Source organism: Parapedobacter sp., from assembly GCF_053550995.1.
The window spans coordinates 1-20,438 of record NZ_JBMQOC010000100.1; the positions used below are offsets into that span (position 1 = coordinate 1).

10 protein-coding genes are annotated in these 20,438 nt (G+C 50.6%); 2 read left to right on the forward strand and 8 right to left on the reverse strand.

The annotated features are described in order from the left end of the window. Positions 1-2,707: DUF7507 domain-containing protein (locus tag ACO1NT_RS13135; protein ID WP_449049108.1), on the reverse strand; the 2,707-nt coding region annotated here is incomplete at its 3' end. 678 nt (positions 2,708-3,385) lie between these two features. On the opposite strand from ACO1NT_RS13135, the gene ACO1NT_RS13140 reads away from it, so the two are divergent. Next, on the forward strand, positions 3,386-5,317 hold the full coding sequence (locus ACO1NT_RS13140) for a sensor histidine kinase (RefSeq protein ID WP_449049109.1): 1,932 nt from the start codon (positions 3,386-3,388) through the stop codon (positions 5,315-5,317). A 20-nt stretch (positions 5,318-5,337) separates the two neighbouring features. After that, entirely contained in the window at positions 5,338-5,976 is a 639-nt protein-coding gene (locus ACO1NT_RS13145; RefSeq protein ID WP_449049110.1) for a LuxR C-terminal-related transcriptional regulator, read from the forward strand. A gap of 11 nt (positions 5,977-5,987) precedes the next feature. Here the strand turns inward: ACO1NT_RS13145 and ACO1NT_RS13150 are convergent, their stop codons facing one another. The 7 genes from ACO1NT_RS13150 to ACO1NT_RS13180 all read right to left on the reverse strand — a co-directional run. Further along, a complete protein-coding gene (locus ACO1NT_RS13150; protein WP_449049111.1) occupies positions 5,988-6,191 on the reverse strand; it encodes a hypothetical protein in 204 nt (67 codons plus the stop codon). Between the two features lie 42 nt (positions 6,192-6,233). Then, positions 6,234-8,186: an OmpA family protein gene (locus ACO1NT_RS13155; RefSeq protein WP_449049112.1), complete on the reverse strand. Its 1,953-nt coding sequence runs from the start codon at positions 8,184-8,186 to the stop codon at positions 6,234-6,236. A gap of 49 nt (positions 8,187-8,235) precedes the next feature. Further along, the gene (locus tag ACO1NT_RS13160) at positions 8,236-9,249 is read right to left on the reverse strand and encodes a PorP/SprF family type IX secretion system membrane protein (protein WP_449049113.1); all 1,014 of its coding nucleotides are present in this window, start codon (positions 9,247-9,249) and stop codon (positions 8,236-8,238) included. Positions 9,250-9,252: 3 nt separating this feature from the next. Next, the gene (locus ACO1NT_RS13165) at positions 9,253-10,815 is read right to left on the reverse strand and encodes a T9SS type B sorting domain-containing protein (protein ID WP_449049114.1); all 1,563 of its coding nucleotides are present in this window, start codon (positions 10,813-10,815) and stop codon (positions 9,253-9,255) included. A 46-nt stretch (positions 10,816-10,861) separates the two neighbouring features. Next, a complete protein-coding gene (locus tag ACO1NT_RS13170) occupies positions 10,862-11,365 on the reverse strand; it encodes a hypothetical protein (protein ID WP_449049115.1) in 504 nt (167 codons plus the stop codon). 36 nt (positions 11,366-11,401) lie between these two features. Further along, complete coding sequence (locus ACO1NT_RS13175) at positions 11,402-18,844, reverse strand: DUF6923 family protein (RefSeq protein ID WP_449049116.1); 7,443 nt, start codon at positions 18,842-18,844, stop codon at positions 11,402-11,404. Between the two features lie 30 nt (positions 18,845-18,874). After that, positions 18,875-20,438, reverse strand: a 1,564-nt coding sequence (locus tag ACO1NT_RS13180) for a hypothetical protein (protein ID WP_449049117.1), incomplete at its 5' end; no start/stop codon positions are given.

Here is a 20,438-nt window from a genome sequence, read left to right on the forward strand (position 1 = left end):
GGTCTCCATTGGCTTTAGCCAAGCCCCACGTATACCGGGGTAAGGTACCTAAAACAGTATGCGAGACGTAATCAAAATCGGCATCTATCGCTACTTCCATTATAATGGGGTTTGTGGGGTCAATAGCCGAGTCAAACCACAAAACGTACGCGTTGTTGCCTATGAATATAAAGTCACCATTTGAAAACCCTGTACCAAAATCGGCCCAGGTGGAAACGGCGTAGGTACCTCCCACAACATCTATTTTCCTCACGGTGGCATTCCCGGCACCTCCGGCCAACAAATTACCATCGGGCATAAATGACAGTCCGTTGCCGGAAAACCCTAGGTCTGGAACAACTTCCGTAACCGCACAACTACTCGGGTCAATCCTTATCAACTTATTCGTCGATGTGATTCCCCAAATATTACCATCACTATCCATCGCGATATCGCCTACGATACCTCCCGCGACGGTAACCCCTGAACACAGGACCGTTAGGTTGTTGGTTACGGTATTATATTCCACCAATTCGCCTTGGTCTGTATTGGCTACGATAATGGGGCTTGGTACAAACGGGCATTCGTCCGTATCCAAAATACCGTCGTTGTCATCATCCAAGTCACATATGTCTGCAATACCATCGCCATCCGTATCTACATTGCCGGAAGCAGGGTCACAGTTGTCGACCACGCTCACGATGACCTCATTACTCGGCTGCGGTGGTAAGGGGTTGGTCGGGCCATCACCGTTTACCGTGGCCGTGTTTTCTATCAAACCATTGGATATATCTGCCGCTGTAACCGAGTAGGTGCCCATAAGGATAACCGACTCGCCGGGGGCAAGCGTACCGACGGCGGATGGCCACGACGAGCCAGCAGCTGTGCTGGTGTTTGCAATAGGGCCACCCAACCGCGGGTCGGTGACCGCGATGTTGGTTATGGTCACGTTCCCTTCGTTGCTGAGGCTGAAGGTATACGTAATCACATCGTTCAAACCTAAAGGTCCCGTGAAATTGGCGGCCTTTACCAACTTGAGTGATGGATTCTGGGTACCAGGTGTGACCACTTCCCCGTCATCAGGATCGTCGGGATCCACGGGGTCTCCGAATGGGTCGTCGCCGGTGGCGGTTGCCGTATTCACGAACGAGCCGGCATTCAGATCGGCCTGGGTGATTGTATACGTGGTCGTAAACGGCTGTACAGCCGCCGGTGCAAGCTCCGGGATGGTTTCTGACAAGCCGGTCTTCGGGTCACTCACCGCAAGGTTGTACAGTGGCGAATTTCCCGTATTCGTTACGGTAATCGTATAGGATAGTACGTCGCCGACAGCCGAATAACTCGTGGTCCCCGTATTACCGTTTACACTGGTTAATGTTTTTTCTAACGAAAACGAAGGGGTTATGATGGCAGTCGTAGCAGTTGCCGTATTATTTGTTTCGTCGGGGTCCGAGAGGCCAGTGTCGTCCGTTATGTTAAAATTCGCGGTATTGACCAATTCGCCACCGACTGGCATACCCGTAACGACACCGGTAATGATAAACGATGCTTCTCCATAGGCCGTGAGGTTAACGGTAACGTTATCCAAATCACCACTTGTGCTCCATCCCGTTGCGGTATTTCCGGTATTGCCTTTATTGTCGAAAGAAACATTCGTGACGTTGAAGTCGGCCGGGATAATATCTTCGAATTCCAGATTTGGTGCCGGCGAATTTACCTGATTATATAGGTCTACCGTGTAGGTCAGTTCATCGCCGATACGCGCCACGGGTTTGTCTACCGACTTTTGTACACGCACCCCACCCGGTGTGGTGATGATTAAGTTTCGGACTTCGTGGATGTGGTGTGATCCTCCAGTAGACGCCGCAAACCCCATTTTTAACATTGCGGGCGGGACATCATTGATTAAAAACGGCGCTAACACCTGCATAAAATCACCATCCTCAGCAATTTTCATCCGGGCGGACACTTCATATTGCCCACCTACGGGTACGATTTGCAGCTGTATTCTGCGATAATGTTGCGTTGCAGTAGGCCTGGTTCCACCTGTCGACGGTTTATAATCCAACGTAAAACCACTGGGTATCCCGGATACCCCCGATAAGTTTGTATTCCCGCCGAGCCAGCGATAGGGTAATCCTGTTGCCGGATTTGCCGGCCCCCTTATTCCGATTGCATTCGGACGAAGGTTACTCCCGTTAACAGCCCCTCCATTTTTACTCTCGGTGGTGTTCGCGTAATTACCATATTCATCAACGCCGATACCGATATACCCCCCCGTTACGCCCGGTACAGCGTCCCTATTTGCATAACCCAGTGAGCCTCCGAAGCCACCGATTTGAAACCGATATGGGTCGCCAGTTGGCAAGTTCGGGTCATAATTTGCGTCAAACAGAAAGAAAGAAAACCCATCCGCGCCATTGCCGCCCCAGATAACAAACTCCAAATCAAGTAGTACGCCCAAACCCGAAGGAAAGGGCTGATTGACGATGGCGTATCCCGCTTGGTTGGTCGTCGCCTGGGTCAGGCGCAGCCAACCCTCGCCTTCGGCGTCATGGACACCCGCCGTGAGGTATGCGCTTTCGCCCAGCGTCAATTGCGCCGTAGAGCTGGTCCGCAGGTTCTCGGTAATCGTAAAACCCGTCTGCGCAACGGCATTAGGCCCCGCCAGGCCATACACGCCTACAAAGGCCAATAAAAAAAGAATGGAACGGTAGTAGTTTTTCATTCGTATAATTGTTTTTTTAACGGCAATGAAGCTTGCATGAATTATTCATTCCTTATGTTTATGTAAATTCATGCAGGCCTCATCTATCTAAATTTTTCTTTATCGGTGATGAAGCTATTAGGGTTCAATTATGCTGCTGCGTGATTCGAAAACCATGACAGTCTCATCAATTAAACCCTTGATTCTATATTGAAATAATAAGCGACCTACGCTGGATACCCCTTCAACACGCGCGTTGAGGACCCGCTTAAAAACGATCTGTCTTTGAACCCATCACACCACATCCTACCATTAGGCATCGATTAAATCGATTCGTCAATTGCCGTCAGAAAACATCGAATTAAACCCTTAAAATAATGGCAGATGATAGCACGGTGTTTTTTGGTAGTCGTAAAATTCTTTCAATATGAACTTGTAATTTCTCGTTAAAAAGCCATCGAAAATCAACTCAACGTAAATTAATTAAATCAATAGCTAAATCAAACGGATACAAAAATAAAAGCTTTAGCTCGGGTTCGTTGATGCATTGAACAACAATAGCATGAACATGCTATATAAAAATAACAAATAGCATTTATTTGCTATATTATCGGTAGTGCTATCCATCAGTAGGAAAACAAATGAGAATGTTTAGTTTTACGCCCGCAACCCCTTACGTTGTCTGTTATAACAAAGTGTATGCAAAGAAAATTACGATGGTGTCTCGCCACCTTTGCACTGATCTCGATCGCAACCGCCGCTGCGCCAAGCGCCGACGAATCCCCGACCATCCAGCAACTGGACGCGCAATGGAAACGGGGCGAACTGGAGACCCGCCAGTACGTCAATGCCGTAAACGATTGGATGAACGTCCAGTTTGCCACGGGTGTACGCTTCCATCGCGATACGCTTATCCAACGGTTATCCACCTTCCGCGAACTTGCATGGAGCGCTGACTCACTGAGTGCCAGCCGCATCAATTACTACATCAACTTGAGCAACAATGCAAACTATGCAAACCGGGAAGGCGAGGGTATTTACTTCCTGGAAAAAGCCGAACAGGAGATCATGGCCGCACACGGTGAAAAACCACTGCTGGTAGCCGGACATAAATGCAATATGTATGTGGACAAGCGTAACTATGAAAAGGTTATCGCCACTTATGAACAAGAACGCGATTATATTGCGCAGTTCCCCGAGCTTCTACGTAAAAAAGCCATGCAACGCAACATCGCAGCCAGCTTTATCAATGTGTTGAATCCGACAGCCATCGCCTACGCCAAGCTGGGCGACACCATACAACTCAACCAAACCATCACCCTAGCCGAAGCCATTTATAGCGAACTGGACAAAGAGATGAAGCCGGAATCCTACACGGGTTTCATCATTAACTTTTACATGAAAAACCTCTATTACCACAAATATTTCACGGCAGAACGCAACAAACAAAAATCGTGGGAGGCCCTGAATGCGATACGGGATGCATTATATGTCGATAATAAAGACAAGCAGGCTGGGATGATTCAGCAATTGGCTCCGGTATTGGAGACGAAGCTGATCGATTATTTCCTCACTTACAAACAAAACGATAGTGCCGCATTCTACATCGCCAAGCTGAAAGCGACGCCGGGCGTATTCACGGACCATGATTTTACGCTGAACCGGTTTGAAGCGGACCTATTGGCCAACCAGGGCAACTATCAACAGGCGTTTGAACGGGCGAAGGCGGCAACGAACGACATTGACTCCATCCAGTCGATCCTGGTGAATGACATCGATGAATTGCTATACGCGCACACGGAGGCGGAGTTTAACCGACAGGCATTGCAAACCGCCGAACAACAGAAGCGCCGGCGTACCCTATGGCTGATCGCCGTATCGGCTTTTGCCCTTGCGGCCATGGCCATTGTTTACTTGACCATACGCCGTCGGGCGAAACGGACCCAGGCGCAAATACAGAAACTCAACAATGCTGCCAATATACAAATAGCTGCCATGGAGGAAATCAAGGCGCAAGCGGTACTTGACGAAAAGAAACGTTTGGCGCGCGACCTGCACGATGGGCTATCGGCCACCTTGGCGAGCACGAAACTTCAACTCGAATTAGTGGCTGCCGAGAGCCCGCCTGACATCACGCAGCGGCTTGCCGATATCGGTGCGCAAGTTGCGCACGCCTACGCCATTGCCCGCGGTAAAAGCCACCAGTGGTATGACACGGCTATCGGGTCGGAAGAAGCGGATTTCAAGATGCGCATACAACGGCTACTTGACAGTGCCCTCGGCGATAAGCGGTACACGAAAGAAATTCATATCGACGACCATACCTTCTCCCTCGCTCCGCAAGACATCCGAATTGAATTACTCCGGATTGTACAAGAGGCCGTGACCAACATCATAAAACATGCGAAAGCGCAACACGTTTCCGTATTGGTATACCGGGAAGATTCCCTCATGGTTCTTTTGGTTTCTGACGATGGCAAAGGGATGAAACCGACATCAGACGGTGGAATCGGTATTCGTTCGATGGAAGATAGGGTACAGCAATACGGAGGTCATCTGGCCGTCGATTCGGGTCCCGATGGCACCCAAATCACGGCTTCTTTTCCGTTGACACCCCAGGTTCCATCATAGTTTTTTGTTAGATTTGATTTATGCACTCGTTAGGTAACCCCATCGCGATCGTCTATGACGACCATCGGCTATTTGCAGAAACTTTTGCTGCGGTTCTGGAGAAGCTCCAGCTCTTCAAGTCGGTGCATCTTTTTGCAGACGATGAGCATGCCTATCGGCAGTTTATGGTTAAGCATTTCGACACGCCGGTCTATTTATTCCTCGATTATTACCTACCGCAAAACAATGCGCTTACACTCATCAATGAGACTCGTAGAATTAATAAAAAAACGCATATCGTTGTCGTCAGCAGCATCACTACCCCATCGCTAATCGCACACATCCTCACGTACAACCCCCATGGGTTTATCAGCAAATCCTGCGGGGTCGATATCGTTGTTGAATGCCTAAGCACTATTTCGCAAGGCGAACGCTATATGTGTCCGGTGACCCGGGAGATTGCCCACTCCGATCCGCGTGTGGACGAAGTTCCCTTCACCGCGCGTGAACTCGAAATGCTCCGGTATTTCGCGCAAGGCCTATCGGTTATCGACACCGCCAATAAAACCCATCTCAGCAAGCACACCGTGGTGGCCCATCGCCGCAAAATGATGACGAAAGCCGGGGTCAACTCCATTACCGAACTGTTGGCTTATGCGAGGAATAAAGAGCTGATTTGACCGTTATTACCTTATCGACTCGCCAGGTAGCGTTTTATTTCCGATACGCCGATGTGGTCCAGTAGCTCGGCGACACCATAATACTGGATAGCCACCACAATGTCTAGCTGCCGCAATGGGCCATCGAAGATTTCAGCCATTTCGTTTGCCGCGTCTTTCTTTATTTTCCGTATGGGCTTATCCAGCACCCTTTCCTCATATATCATGCTATTCATGTCGTTTCAAAAAAATGCCATTAATCCAGTTGCTATCCTGCATCAGTATGACAGTACGGTTACCTCCGTCCTGCGGTTGGCCTGGTGTTCTTCACGGCTGCATGGCACACCATCGGCACAACGGTTCACCAAGCGTTTCTCCCCATACCCCTTGGCTACCATACGGTCGCGGGCAATTCCCCTTGATACGAGGTAATCCACGGCCGACTGCGCCCGGCGTTGTGACAATGCTTCATTGTATGCATCGCTGCCCCGACTGTCCGTGTGGCTGGAAAGCTCGATCTTCAAGGTCGGATTATCGCGCATGGTGCGCACCAGTTCATCCAATATTACCGCCGCATCCGGCCGGATATTATGCTTATCGAAATCGTAATAGATGTTCTCCAGTTCGAAGGTTTTGCCCACTTCGAACACGGGTTCCAACAGCAAGGAGACTTCCAGCGTGTCGGATTTGGTGATGCCGACCGTGCTTACCTTCGCGGAATCCGCGTGGTACCCCGTCTTTTGGCCCAATACCGTGTAGGTTCGGTTCCTATCGAGGATAAACTCGAAGGCTCCGGTACCATCGCTGTTCTTTTTGGCCACAATCTTACGCTGGCCGTCGAATAATGTTACGGTAGTGGCCGGCAAGCGCTCACCACTGGCTTTATCCGACGTGGTTCCTCGCAGGATAATGATGATCTTGGGTTTTTCATAAGTGAAAGAATAGATATCGTCCCGGCCTTTGCCCCCTTTCCTGTTCGAGGAAAGATAGCCCGCCATGCCTTCCTCACCGTCGTATGTCGTCAGGTAAGCGAAATCGTCACCCGACGAATTCACGGGATAGCGCAGGTTCTCCGGTTTGTCCCACGCTGTTTTTTCACCGGTCGACCGGAAAACATCCAGTCCGCCCATACCGGCAAACCCGTCGCTCGAATAATAGAGGGTGTGTTCCGGTCCGATGTTTGGAAATAGTTCGTCTCCGGCGCTGTTAATGGCTCCACCGGCGTTCACCGGCACTCCCCAACTGCCGTCACCCTGCCGTTCGCTGTACCAAATGTCGGTGCCGCCATGCCCCCCCGGCATGTCGCTTACAAAATAGAGGATGTTCCCATCCCCGCTTAATGCGGCATGTCCGACCGAGTATTCCGAGACGTTGTTGTATACGAATGGTTCTGCCGCCCATGTGCCGTCGGGCAACCGGGTGTAGACATACAACTCAAGCTTTTGCGTCCGGTACTTCCCACCGGCCTCTTTGGTTATGTTGCCATCTTTACCGGGATACGTCCGCGTTACATATAATGTATCGCCGTTGGCGTTCGCAGCAACCGGACCTATGTGGTAGGGGGCATTGTTGAGTGATTCGATGGCCAGTACGGCATCCGTGAGGGTATTGTCTGCCAGGCGATCGGCCGTATAAACCCGAAGGAACGAATGGCCTGTCCAGCCATATCGGTCGGCGCCCTGCATATATCCGTCCGGTTCACCGGTGTAGTATACCTGGTCTCCGAGGGGAAATACCGAAAATTCCGACAACGACGTGTTGATTCCTTCATTCCGCAGCTGGTGTACCGTTGGATGGGCCATCCACACGACAGCGGAATCGCAGCCGGCAATGGCCACGGCAACTACCTCGGCATTTCCGGTCTCCCGGGCGTATTCCTCCAATTGCTGTTTGGCTTCCACATACTTTCCGTTGGCTTTGAGCACGTCTCCATACAATAGGTGATTGCCCGCTTCCGAGCCTTCCATTTCCACGACCCGGGCATACCAGTTCTCAGCCGATTCATAGTCGTTCATCTGCACATAGCTGTACGCCAGCCGCTCCAGGTCTTGCAGGCGTGGCCGTTTGGTATCCACCAGCTTCACATATAACGCGGCGGCATTGGCGTATTCGTACTTCCTGAATAGTTCGTCTGCACGATTGCGCAGGCTGGGCTGTTCCTGCGAAAAGGCAACCCCGGCCATGCAGAACAGCACCGCGATTAGAAAAAATTGTTGTAACCCGTATCTCATGGTGAATGTCTTGTGTCTAATGTCTATTGTCCAGTGTCTAATGTCTCCCCTAAAAAAAGCGCGGGCTCAATAGCCGCCGGTCACGCCGACCGAAGGTAATCCCCAGCGTGACCTCGTGCGAACCGTTCTGCACATTGCTCAGCTGGCTCACGATGTGGTCGTACGAATAGCCCACACGCAACGCATCCGTCAGGTAAATCTGCGTGACCGCCGAAAACGAGTTGCGCCCGCTCAGGCTGTTGCCGCTCACCCGGCCATACTCCCGCTTGAAGACCGTCACACCCGTGCGCCAGCCCGCACCCAGCCAGAACCACCGGCCGAAGATGAACATCGCATTCACATCCAGGCTCGTCGGGCCCTTGAAGTCCTCCTTCACCAGCAAACTCGGACGGAAGTCCAAACCCCTGTTGAGGTTGAACAGCGCACCGCCGATGAAGTATAGGTGCCGCTTGCGCCGGATGTTGTCCGTGGTGGTGTTATCCCACCGGAAGATGTTGTTGCTCTGGTCGCCCGAGAGCAGGTCCATCACCGATACCCCGGCATACCACTTCGGGTTGTAGTAGTACACCCCGAAGCGCACATCCGGCACCCAGTTGCTGATCTTGCCGGCGGGAACCACCTGGTCGCCCCCGTCGATCGGGTCCAGCACGGCCCCGTCGAGGCTGTATTGCGTCACCCCGGCACCGATGCCGAAGCTCAGCCGCTGCGTGTCTTCCTCGTTCAGCCGCAGACGGAACGCGTAATTGGCATACGCGGAAGTTGCCCCCTGTGGCCCAAGTTCGTCCGCTATGATCTGCAGGCCCAATCCATGCCGTTTGTTGATCGGGTCCACGATGCCGTCGATGGACAGCAGGCCCGTTTGGGGAGCCCCATCGAGACCCACCCACTGGCTGCGCAGCCCCAGCTGGCCGAACCATTCCTCCTTGTACCCCGTATAGGCCGGGTTCACGCTCATCGAGTTGAAAATGTACTGCGTGAACTGGATGTTCTGTTGGGCGCAGACGGGCACCCATGCCCCCAGCGCCAGTACCAACACCATTGCTTTTACTATCGTCCTTCTCATTTCCTACTGCTTTTTAATCAATAACCATCCCGTGTACTGCTCCTGCGCACCGCCCTTGTGGGTGTTGATGCGGTAGTAGTATGTACCCTCATTGAGGTTGCCCCCGTTCCAGTCATTGTTGTAGTCATCGTTTCGGTACACTTCGTTGCCCCAACGGTTCACCACGATCACCTCGATGCGGTCGAAGCCTTCAACGCCCTCAATCTCGAACACATCGTTCCGGCCGTCGCCATTCGGTGTGAATACATTCGGGATTTTCAAGGGTTTCGGATCCACGGTGATGGTCATCATGGCCGTACTGGTCAGCCCATTTTCGTCCGCAATTTCATAGGTAAAGGTATCCTCACCGACAAACCCTTCGTTCGGCGTATAGGTGATGCTACCATCGGCGTTCACCACTACGGTACCATTGACCGGCTGTTGTACAATACGCACGCTACTCACCACAATCGGACTGCTGCCGGGAATGGCGTTCTCCAGTACATTGATCTGTGCGGATGCCCCCGAGACCACTGTGGCGACCCCGTCATTGGCTTCGGGTCCGACATCTTCCTTCTCTGTTAACTTGGTAAACCAACTGCCCTCATCGGTTACCCCGGCCACCGTGAGGATATCTGCCCGCGTGTGTACGCCAACAGCTTCCAGCACCGTCACGTCGCCCAGCCAGTTGCCACTTCCCGCATACTGCACGATTTGGGCATCAGCATCCATGTAAGCGCTGCCATTTGTAATGGTGTTGTGTTGCAACGTGTATGTAGTACTCACCCCATCATCGGCGAAGATGTGCCAGATGCGGTCCATCCCCCGCTCGGGTTCCGACAGGTCAATATCGGCTGCGCTATAATCCTGCACGCTCACATATAAGGTAGCGGTAGCTGCCGGTGAAAGTGTGGCGGGGGTATAATCCCCTTCGGCAATGCCTACCGGGAACACGAACGGTTGGGTATTACCGTAGCGTTTAACCACATGACCCACCGTGCTATTGCCCGTTACCACCATCCGATTACTGTTATAGTTTTCAAACCCGCCCTCTGGACCTACACCGAAGTCATGGCCGTTGAGCAATACGTCACCCCCATCTACCGCAAACGTAAACCGCTTACCGATGTTCAGGGCTGCGGCGCCCGATCCCGCCGCATTGGCCGTGCCGTAACCTGGATCCTCCAGATCACCAAGCACTAGATTTGCTGGATTACGCAGTTCGACGTCCACGTCGATAAAAGCCGCATTGTTGCCATCTATTACGGTAGATCCCGCTTCTACATCTCCGTAATAGGGATTGGTGCTCGGGTCATGGATAATGATCCGCCCGGTGCCCGTGAAGGTAGCGGAGGGTGCTATCCATATATTTTTACTCCAGATTTCCAACGTGCCATTGATTTCCCATTGGCTATTCGGGCCGAAATAAGTGCTTTCCGAAAAGCGGAGCTCAACAGTGCCGGGTGCCACAACCACCGTAGCATTGTCTGCCGTTTCACTACCGGCACCGGCCTGGCCTTGGGCAGCGACCAAAAACAGCGTCATCACAGCTGTAAGGGTGATTATATGTCGTAAAACTTTTCTCATCAGAATCGATTTTTTTTCAGCGTCACCTCCCACCGTAGTTGCATGATTATTTCCAATAACTCCATACCGAGCCATCATAAACAGCAAGCGCCTTGGCATCCGTATCGTAGCACATCATCCCCGGATATGGGCTGGGCACATTGAGGTGCGGCGACGCCACTTTCGGGAGTATCAACGCTTTATCCGTCGCTTCGAGCACCAACACCCCGTCCACATCGGTGCTTTTGGCACCGATAACCGTCTGTTTCCCGTTGGCCGGACCCGAATAGGACAATACGGCACTGTTATCGCCCTCGTCCGACAGGTTCATCCACGCGCCGTTTGTAAACACCTTGACCATTTGGGCATTCTTATCGTACACGAACGTTCCGTTTGCGGGTGTCGCCGGCAACGTTTCCACCGCGGGGAGTATAATCCCTTTGGTGGTGCCTGAGGCGAAATCCAGTACCCCATCGCCATCTGCGGTTCGCTTCCCAATGGCTGTTTGTCCGAGGGCCAGCGAGCCACTGAAACAACCTGCGACAAGTAATAAAACTGATATCTTCATCATGCCTATGTTTTTATATTTTTAGTCCTGACTTCTTTATTATTCGTTGCAACTGCGCTCGATGCAATTCCAGCTTGTTCCGTTATACAGTTTGAGGCATTGGTCGGCCATTTCATAAACCAGCATACCTTCCTGCGGATCGGCGATGTCGCTCACCTGCTGTACCCGGGTAATCACAAAACCACTGGTTTCCGATTCGATGGCAATGAAACCATTCGGTACGTTTCCGGGCCATCCCCCGCCAAAACCTTCCCTATCGGAGATGCCTACCTGTGTAAACTCCGTTGGGGTACCTGTAGCACCCGGTTGTACACAGTACGTAATACACGCATTGGTAAGCGGATCTTGGGCTGCACCTATCCCCTGCCCCGCGTCATCGCCGTCATCTGCCGCTCCGCCGGTATTGACCAGGTTGGGGATTCCATCGCTGTCGACCCCTCCGGTTTCGTCTATATTTATGCTGCCATCGGAATTCAAGTCGGCAAGCGTGACACTTTCATCCCCTTCCAGGGCATCCGGACAGCCGTCATCGTCGGAGTCTAAATCGAGGTAATCCGGTATGCCGTCGCCATCGGTGTCACATGGCTGAAAATCCAGGAATACGATTTCATTCACTGATGCGCGGTTAAAGGAATTGTAGCCCTGGCTGGAAATAATCGTCAATTCGATATGTGATACGTCGGCATACTCCTGCGAAAAGCTCAAAATGGTCCCATCGACATATTGATCAGGCGCTGTTAAGTTCTCTGTTCCCAAAAGTGCGTTGCTAGCGTCGTATAACTCAACCGTAAATTCTTTTATCCACTCATCAATTCCCCAAGGGCCATACAACTTAATGTGGTCAATAACGGAAGGCGCCTGCAAATCCATGCTAAATTCGATCGGTAGATTGCTGATATTGGTATACCAACTTAAAGGATCGGATCCAGGTATGACCCCATCTCCGGTTCCGCCTGCCCCTTCGCCATCGACAAGTTGCTGTGCGTTTCCGATTGTAATCGTACCGGAGACTGTGATTGAAGCCGTATTGACGGGCCTTACGATAGGCGGGCACTCAACGGCATCAGGAATGCCGTCATTGTCTGAATCTAAATCGCACACATCCGCTATACCGTCGCCATCTGAATCGGGGCCTGAACATACCGATGTATTGATATCGGAGGCGTTGTTGTTTGCCAAGTCGGGGTCCGTGGCATTTACCGGCAATGTCACGGCTGCTTCACTAACGAGATCTCCGGTATACGAGGTGGGTATATCAACCGTTACGGTGTAGGCCACCGATCCGCCGGGCGGCAGTGACACCAAATCATCTATCGCACCGGTTTGCGTACCCGTCACCGTCGTTGTGCTTCCGGAAGAAGCTACGGCTGTATAGCTCACATTTGCGGCAGGAATACCTGCCGGCAAGGCATCGGCAACCTGTGCATCCATTACCCCGAACGGCCCGTTGTTGGTAACCACAACGGTATACGTAATCGTGGTTCCGGGGGTATAGGTATCGGCTCCGTCTGTTATCGTAACGGAAAGGTCTACTTCAAACGTAATGGGCGCGGTCACACAGTGCGCGCCTTCATTTCCGGTACTCACAGGTGAGCTGGATAATTGCAAACGGGTTCCATCGGTAAGATTGAACTGGTAAAAACCTCCGAAATTGCTCACCCCATAGAGTTCGCCGGTACTCGACCCCATCATCGCCCCGAACGGTTGTCCTCCTGTTGCGGTTCCGATAAAGGTTACCGTACCGGTCGAAGGATCGATCGAGATAAGACGTCCGTCGTTATTTACACCATATAGAAGTCCGTCAAATGGGCTATAAGCTATATCCGACGGATTAATGCTACTTGTCAGGTCAATTTCCGTGGCGGACATCGCTGCGATGTCTATATTATACATCTTGTCTGAAGTTGTTGACCCGGTCGTACTCATTACGTAAAAATTATCCGCATCATCCATCTCTCCGCTATTATAAGATGCTAGAGGAAGCCCAGCAACAGCTCCTAGATTTTCATAGGTACCATCCGCACTGATTTTCAGCAACTGGTTCGAAGCATTTGGCAGGGCATAGATGTAGCCATCTGCTACGCGCAAACCCATCGCATTATAACGCACGTTCGACTCGACACCTATCGGGTCATAGCTCAATGGATTGGTAGTGGTATTGATAACGTACAAGGTGGTGTTCGTCCCGTCTGTCGATTGTGCCAGATACATCGCGTCGGTACACAAAAACGGATTACCCGTTATGGGGTCATCGTTGTAACCGAACGTAAGGTATCGGCTGGTATTTTCCGTATTGAAATTGTGTGAAAACACCCACTTTCCGTCTACAAAAGTCCCTGGAGTAATCTGTACATTCTCCGTGAAACTGTCGTCGTCGGCAATAACCATGTAGATTTCATTGCTCGATACGGCGAACTCCACACCATAAGCGGACAGGTCTGCTTGGAAATAAACGTCATCTGCCGCCTCCGTACGTTGTGAAAGCCATTTCCTGTCGATGACTGCCATATCGGTAACACCTAGACCTCCCGGCAGTGTTATCGTATGGGTCGGTGTGGTGGTAACGTTGTTGTCCCCCAAAATAAAATAGGTCAAATCATTTGTAAATGATGTTCTCGGATCTAAATTACTCGACGTGAAATCGTTGTTTTTAGCGATGGTGAGGATGGTGCCGGGATTAACACTTTTCGAAACCTTTTGTTCGAAGCCTGAAATATCATCACGTGCTACACCAAAAATATTGTTGTTATAAACGGTATTTTCGGCGCCGTTCCAGATGACGGCTTCGGTAGAGGAAAGGTAATGGTCTGTTGCTACTCTGCCTAAAGTAACACCATACTTAATCGCTAAATATGAATCTACTTTTCTTCTTTCTATAGCAGTTATATTTCCCTGTCCGTAAATAATGGTTTCGGCAATATTACCAACGAATCCACCATTATCACTACCACTGCCTGTCCATCTTGTAGAACCAAAGATATGCCCGCCTAACGGTACCCCCATTGGTCCCGGGCTATTATAGGTAGCACCATTAGCGGCACCATTCAATCCTCTACTATATGGCTGGTTAAGGAAATTATAGTACATAATACTGGTAATATTAGCATCATGGCCGGGATTAACAGACGGGAAGTTTGTACCTCCCTGATATACCCTTCTTTCCACGTTATTACTCGGCCAAATACCCAAATAGTCCCAATTAGCTATTGTGGTGTTCGTATTATCCATCCCTATACTGAAGAAGTGAGGATTAGGGCTGCCTGCCCACGTCATTCCTTCTTTAGTGACCATAAAAAGGTCATTATTCTCATTGAAAATGGTTTGTACAGATCGCGTTCCTATGGTTTCATCGATGGTTGTAAAATTAATCCCTGGATTAAAGTTAAAATAGGTTTCTTCTCCATCTTTAAAATCAGGCAAAGGATTTCCACCAACCGCAGATGCAACCGTATTCGCAAAGAAATCGGTCCAAGATGTTACATCTGTTCCGGTGCCGGTATGGGTGGCCAGTTTATCTGCCCTGTACCAATACGACAGGTTTCCCGCTACGCCCCCCGGTGCATAGGCAAACCCAGCGAAGGTAAAATATGCGCCATCGGCTAGCGTTGCCGTAGCGGTGTTATAAACCACACCATTAACGGTAGCCTCGTTGACCATCGGGGTAAACACGTCCGAACCATCGATGGTTTCGTCCGTAGATTGCACCAAATACAAATTTTCGATACCTTTTGGCCAAGCTACCGTTACGGTTCCTACACCATTTGTATTTTGCGCTTTCCAAAGGGCTTCAAACCGGAAGTTGGTTGCTCCGTTGGCTCCGGCTGTGTATGCCAACGGTGTTGCCAGTTGCTGTTTCAAGCCATTGTCTCCCACCATCAGGAATTGTCCTTCTGCAAGGTCGTTGGTATTGTCGGCATTCGTGGCAAAAAGGGAGCTACCGTGCCCGATAACCAATTTCTGCCCGGAGCCGATGCTATTTGATTGTTTTTGATGCAAGGCCGAAAGTCCGTCGTTGGCTATCCCGAAAACATGGTTATGGTACGCTAAATTAGCCGTGGTGCCTAGCCAGACATTATTTTCCTCCGCATCCAAGTAGTCAAAGCCCTGGCCCACATCGTCCCGCAGCGTGACGCCATATTTGATTCCAATATAGGAGCGGACCCGTTGCTTTTCCAAGGGGGTCAGGTCCCTTTCGTAGGCAATCACTTCTCCGATTACGCCGTTGTTTACTTCCCCTTGTGAACCGAGTATACTTCCATTGGCCAGAAGGGAGTTGCCCGCTGTTCTGGTTTGCGTAGTAGCGGCATCCCTTCCGTTCAGTCCGTATTTTATGCCAGCGACATCGACCGTGTAGGATACGTCGGTCAATAAGAATTCATTATCAGGATATGCATTGGGGAATGCCGACGTGGTGGAATTATACAATACAATATTATCGTTCAACTTTGTTACCGTTGGAACATTCGCGTTGGTTAACGCTGCCGTCGTTGTGGTTCCACCGAATCCTAGAATATCCCGATAGCCACTGGTTCCTCCGGGACGGGTTAGCGTAGCCGTGAAGAAGGTACCGCTTAACCCATTGGCGGAAAATGGCTTTCCGGTTGGCACGACCATGAAGCGCCCGTCGGCCGATGTACTACCGCCGAAGTCGATGACCGGATTGAAGTTAAATGCCTCGGTTGCCACAAAGGGCTGGCGGCTGGCGTTGGTTTGGGTATAATCATTATCCGCTATGGAATGATCGATCCAGGTATCGGGTGTAAATCCTTGGTCTGCCCTGAGCCAAATGCGTAAATCGGCCAAAACGCCACCCGGGGCAAAGGCATATCCGGCAAGTGTAAAGTATTCGCCGTCGTTAAGCGCAATGGTAGCCGTATGGTAATCCTGCCCGTTTAGGGTGACCGACCCCGTCATCGGAATAAAGTCGTCCGCCATATCGATCGTTGCATCGGTAGAACGCACCACATGCAGATTGGCAATCCCCGTAGGCCAGGCCAATGTTACTGTGCCAACGCCGCCCGTATTTTGGACCTTCCATACCGCCTGGAAACGATAATTGACCTCCCCTCCCGGCGCACCCGGATGGGCCAGTATCTCTGCAAGCGCCTGTTGCTGCCCATTATCACCCACCATGAGGAATTGCCGTTCTGCAAGGTCATTGGTATTGGCAGCATTGGTATTGAAAAGCGAACTCCCGTTTCCTATGATTAGCTTCTGATAGTCGTTTGCGCTTCGGGATTGCTTTTGGTGCAATGCCGAAGCATTGTCCCTTGCGATACCGAAAACATTGTTGCCATACGCGGTATTGGCAGTGGCATTCCATACATTGGCCGCAGCACTACTCAAATAATCTGAGGTACCTGTTCCAGCACTGTTCTGTAACGTAACGCCGTATTTGATGGCCAGGTATGAATTAATCCGTAATTTTTCATTTCCTGTGGAATTTTCATGGTCGGCGCTATAGGCAAACACTTCGGGCAACCCGCCAATGAATCGTTCATTACCAGCCCCTGTCAGAAATGCCCCTTCTGACCCGATGGCGAAATAGCGATCATCAATGGATCCGATGTGTGTGGCTGTGTTGCCATAAATTGCGCCGTTAAAATTCAAGTAAAGGCCATTGTTTACCGTTCCAGTTCCTTTCCACGCCATTCCTCCGATGTGGGCATTGGTGGTCGAAAGCGATAGATTCTCATCAATTACGGTACCATTATCCCTTGTAAAAAAATACCGATCAGCATTCCTAACCAAATTGGGGTCATCGTCGCCCCAGCCATAGGGCGTACGCCAACTCCCCGCATCCCCGCTGTTGAATATCATGCCGTATACCGTGCCACCACCACTTGCGGGGAAATAATCTCCTATTGCCCCTGCATCCCGATAGAAAAAGTCCCCGCCATCGAAATAGTAGAATGGATTGAAATTAAAGAAGTAATCTTTATTATCGGCTACATGAACGGCATCAAGGATCAAATTGGGTTCGTAGGTTGTATTGTTGGTTTGCGTAACATCCCGGCCGTTTCCGGAAACGTCGGCCCAAATGGCCTTTGCGCCGGATGTTGCCGTTCCGTCGTCCGCTTTGTGCCACATTAACAAGCCTTCCGTTACACCACCGGGGGCGTAGGCATACCCGGCAAACGTAAAGAATTCACCATCCGCCAGTATTACGGTTGCTGTATTATATTCAATGCCATTTATCGTAGCTTCATCGGTCATCGGGGTAAACGTATCGGTATCTTCAAAGGTCTCATCGGATGATTGCACCAAATACAGGTTACCCCTTCGCTTCGGCCAGGCAATCGTTACCGCACCTGTATTGCCCGTATTCTCTACTTTCCAAATCGACTCAAAACGGAAATTGGTTTCTCCGTTTGTTCCGGCGTTATAGGCTAGAGGCACCTTTAATTGCTGCGCCAAGCCATTGTCACCCACCAATAGAAACTGCCCATCGGCAAGGACGTTGGTATTGGCTGCATTGGTATTGAAAAGTGTATTTCCGGCACCGATGATTAATTGCTGGCCTTGATTGGTACTTTTGGCTTGCTTTTGGTATAATTCCGAACCGTCGTCCCTTCCGATTCCAAAGATATGCTGATTGTAGGTTGCGTTATTGGCGGCGTTCCAAACAATAATGGAAGAAGAATTTTTATAATCGCTTGTCCCTGACGCATAGGTAATTCCGTATTTGATAGCTAAATAGGATTCTACTCGATCCATTTCGTCAGCATCCAAAGCGGCATCAAAAAAAATCACCTCGTTTACCTGACCGTTGACCGCACCCCAGTTGCTGTCCCATCCTACTCTGATATCTCTGGAGACATCATTGATAACCGCATTCTGAAGTTCCGTGTTACTGTAAAGCGATCTTACACCGTTTAACGATACCGTAGATGAAGCATAAAGCGCACTTGCTCCCGCCCCATTCTCCCAATTGGCCCCCGCAATAAAATAACTGTCATCTTCGAACTGATTGCTACTTAAACCCTGGTAGCCGGGGCCTCCGGTATAAAACAATAAATTATCCAGTCCATTATTGGAAGTGTGTAGACCCGGATAATCCATGGTGGCGTGAAAACCCAAAATCCCGGCCGGGCCTACGGTGTTGAAATACCCTGCAGCGTACATCGTTCCATTCGTGCGGTCTATTATATTGACCCCGGTAGCGGGAAAATATTCCAAATAGTCTGCATCGAATGATACGGTGGGATTAAAGTTGACTAATGTGGTAGCATTAGAATAGACCGGCCGCCATCCGACAGTATTTTGAATTAAATTGTGGCCGGTACCTAAATACTCGTTCCATTGCTGTACCGGACCGTTGTCTGACACGTTTGTGGTCCCTGCATCAGCAAAAACGGTATTGGGGGCGTCGGCTTTGTACCATGCAGCGGGTGTTACACCGCCGGGGCCCTGCGCATATGCGGCCGACAAGGATACACTGGCCAGAAAAACAGCTCGTATTAATAAATACAACCTTCTCATCGTTTTGACTTTCATGTATTAACCAACCGTTTATTGCTGACCTAGCAACCGCTCTATCTTGGCCAGTCTGTCTTTCAACTCCGCCAACTCTTTTTGTTGCTTTTCCAGCTGGGCGTGTTGTTTCTCCAATAATTCCTGCTGTTCGATGGTATGGATAAATAATTCCTCGATTTTTTCGAGCTGCTGAATGGAGAGCGAAGTTAGATCGAACGTATAGCCTTTTTCTGATTTCGATAAATCGGCAATGCTGGTGATACCGGGCAAATGGTGATTTTTTTTGATAAACTTCTTGACGTCGTTCAATGAAGCAAACTCATACTTTGTATTCAGGTCAGAATGTCCATTGAAATATTTTTCAAACACATAATCTGCATACACACTGTTGGTTGTATATAGTTTGCCCGTGGTGGTGATATTGCCATCGACGTGCAGCTTAACGGTTGAAGTCAGGTTATCGCCGCCGACAAGAAGATCCGGAATATCATCTGTTCCAATGGCAACGCTACCGGTTTGGTAAATTTCCTGAGCATTGCCTGTGGCTTTGTCGGTGGTTTCCTGCACTTGCCATGGTTCTATGGCAATCCCTTCGGTAGCAACCGTTTTCAGTACCCCATCGGCATCGGCTACTACTATTCTGTCTGTACTTGTACCGATGTTGGTATTGATGTCGCGGATTCGGGCATTGCCCGCCGTGACATCTAATTTTTCCGAAGCTGATAACCCATCTGAACCGACTCCCAGGTTGCCTTCCAAAGTAATATACATGGCCGGATTTGGAGCTGCTCCTCCCCCTGGCGAAGTGTCAAACCTGAGGTAAGTGGGATTTGCCGTGTATCCGGTACCTATTACAAAGTTGGTGGCATTACCGCTAGCAATGATCTGTGTAGCACCACCGCTAAATGCCTGTATATAAAGATTTGTGTTATTTCCTCCCAAAAATCCCATAGAAGCGGATCCCGAGGTGGGTAACAGGTTGCTCTGCGTGATGCCTCCTGTTAAACTCCAAGAAGTTTGCTGCTCTGTCCCGTCAAATTCAAGATCTGATCCGTTCAAATCCAATGTACGGTCGCCGGTAAGGGCGCCATCGCTATTGTAAAGGTTCACATTGGCCGCTTGCCACGTCGTTCCGTCGTATGTGTAAATGTCACCCGTGTTTTCGTCTACATAGATATCGCCTGCTGACCCAGTGGTACTGTTCGTGTTCGGGTCTCCCGTGCCGCTTTGGGTTACGTCGAAAGTGGTTGCTGTGCCGTCGGCCGCCGTGTGGGTAAAGGTGCCGTCGCCGTTGTCCACCAAGGCATCGCTGCCTGCGGTGATGATGTTCTGGATTTCCGTGTAGATCGCGCTCGTGTTGTCCTGCAACTCCGTCAGCACGTCACCCGCCACGTCGATCGTCACCGTGGTGCCATCCGCGTTGGTAATGGTATACGTGCCGTCGCCGTTGTCCGTCACCGTCGAGGTATTCGCATCGAAGGTAACCACCGTGCCGTCGGCCGCCGTGTGGGTAAAGGTGCCGTCGCCGTTCTCGACCAACGCGTCGCTATTGGAGACAATCTCATTGGTGATGAGCGAAACTAGTTCGGTGTAGATGGCA

Bases quoted from the DNA above. Each gene is read 5' to 3' on its own strand.
- ACO1NT_RS13140 (WP_449049109.1), top strand. From the start codon at position 3,386: ATGCAAAGAAAATTACGATGGTGTCTCGCCACCTTTGCACTGATCTCG.
- ACO1NT_RS13165 (WP_449049114.1), bottom strand. From the start codon at position 10,815: ATGAGAAAAGTTTTACGACATATAATCACCCTTACAGCTGTGATGACG.
- ACO1NT_RS13160 (WP_449049113.1), bottom strand. From the start codon at position 9,249: ATGAGAAGGACGATAGTAAAAGCAATGGTGTTGGTACTGGCGCTGGGG.
- ACO1NT_RS13170 (WP_449049115.1), bottom strand. From the start codon at position 11,365: ATGATGAAGATATCAGTTTTATTACTTGTCGCAGGTTGTTTCAGTGGC.
- ACO1NT_RS13150 (WP_449049111.1), bottom strand. From the start codon at position 6,191: ATGAATAGCATGATATATGAGGAAAGGGTGCTGGATAAGCCCATACGG.
- ACO1NT_RS13145 (WP_449049110.1), top strand. From the start codon at position 5,338: ATGCACTCGTTAGGTAACCCCATCGCGATCGTCTATGACGACCATCGG.
- ACO1NT_RS13175 (WP_449049116.1), bottom strand. From the start codon at position 18,844: ATGAGAAGGTTGTATTTATTAATACGAGCTGTTTTTCTGGCCAGTGTA.
- ACO1NT_RS13155 (WP_449049112.1), bottom strand. From the start codon at position 8,186: ATGAGATACGGGTTACAACAATTTTTTCTAATCGCGGTGCTGTTCTGC.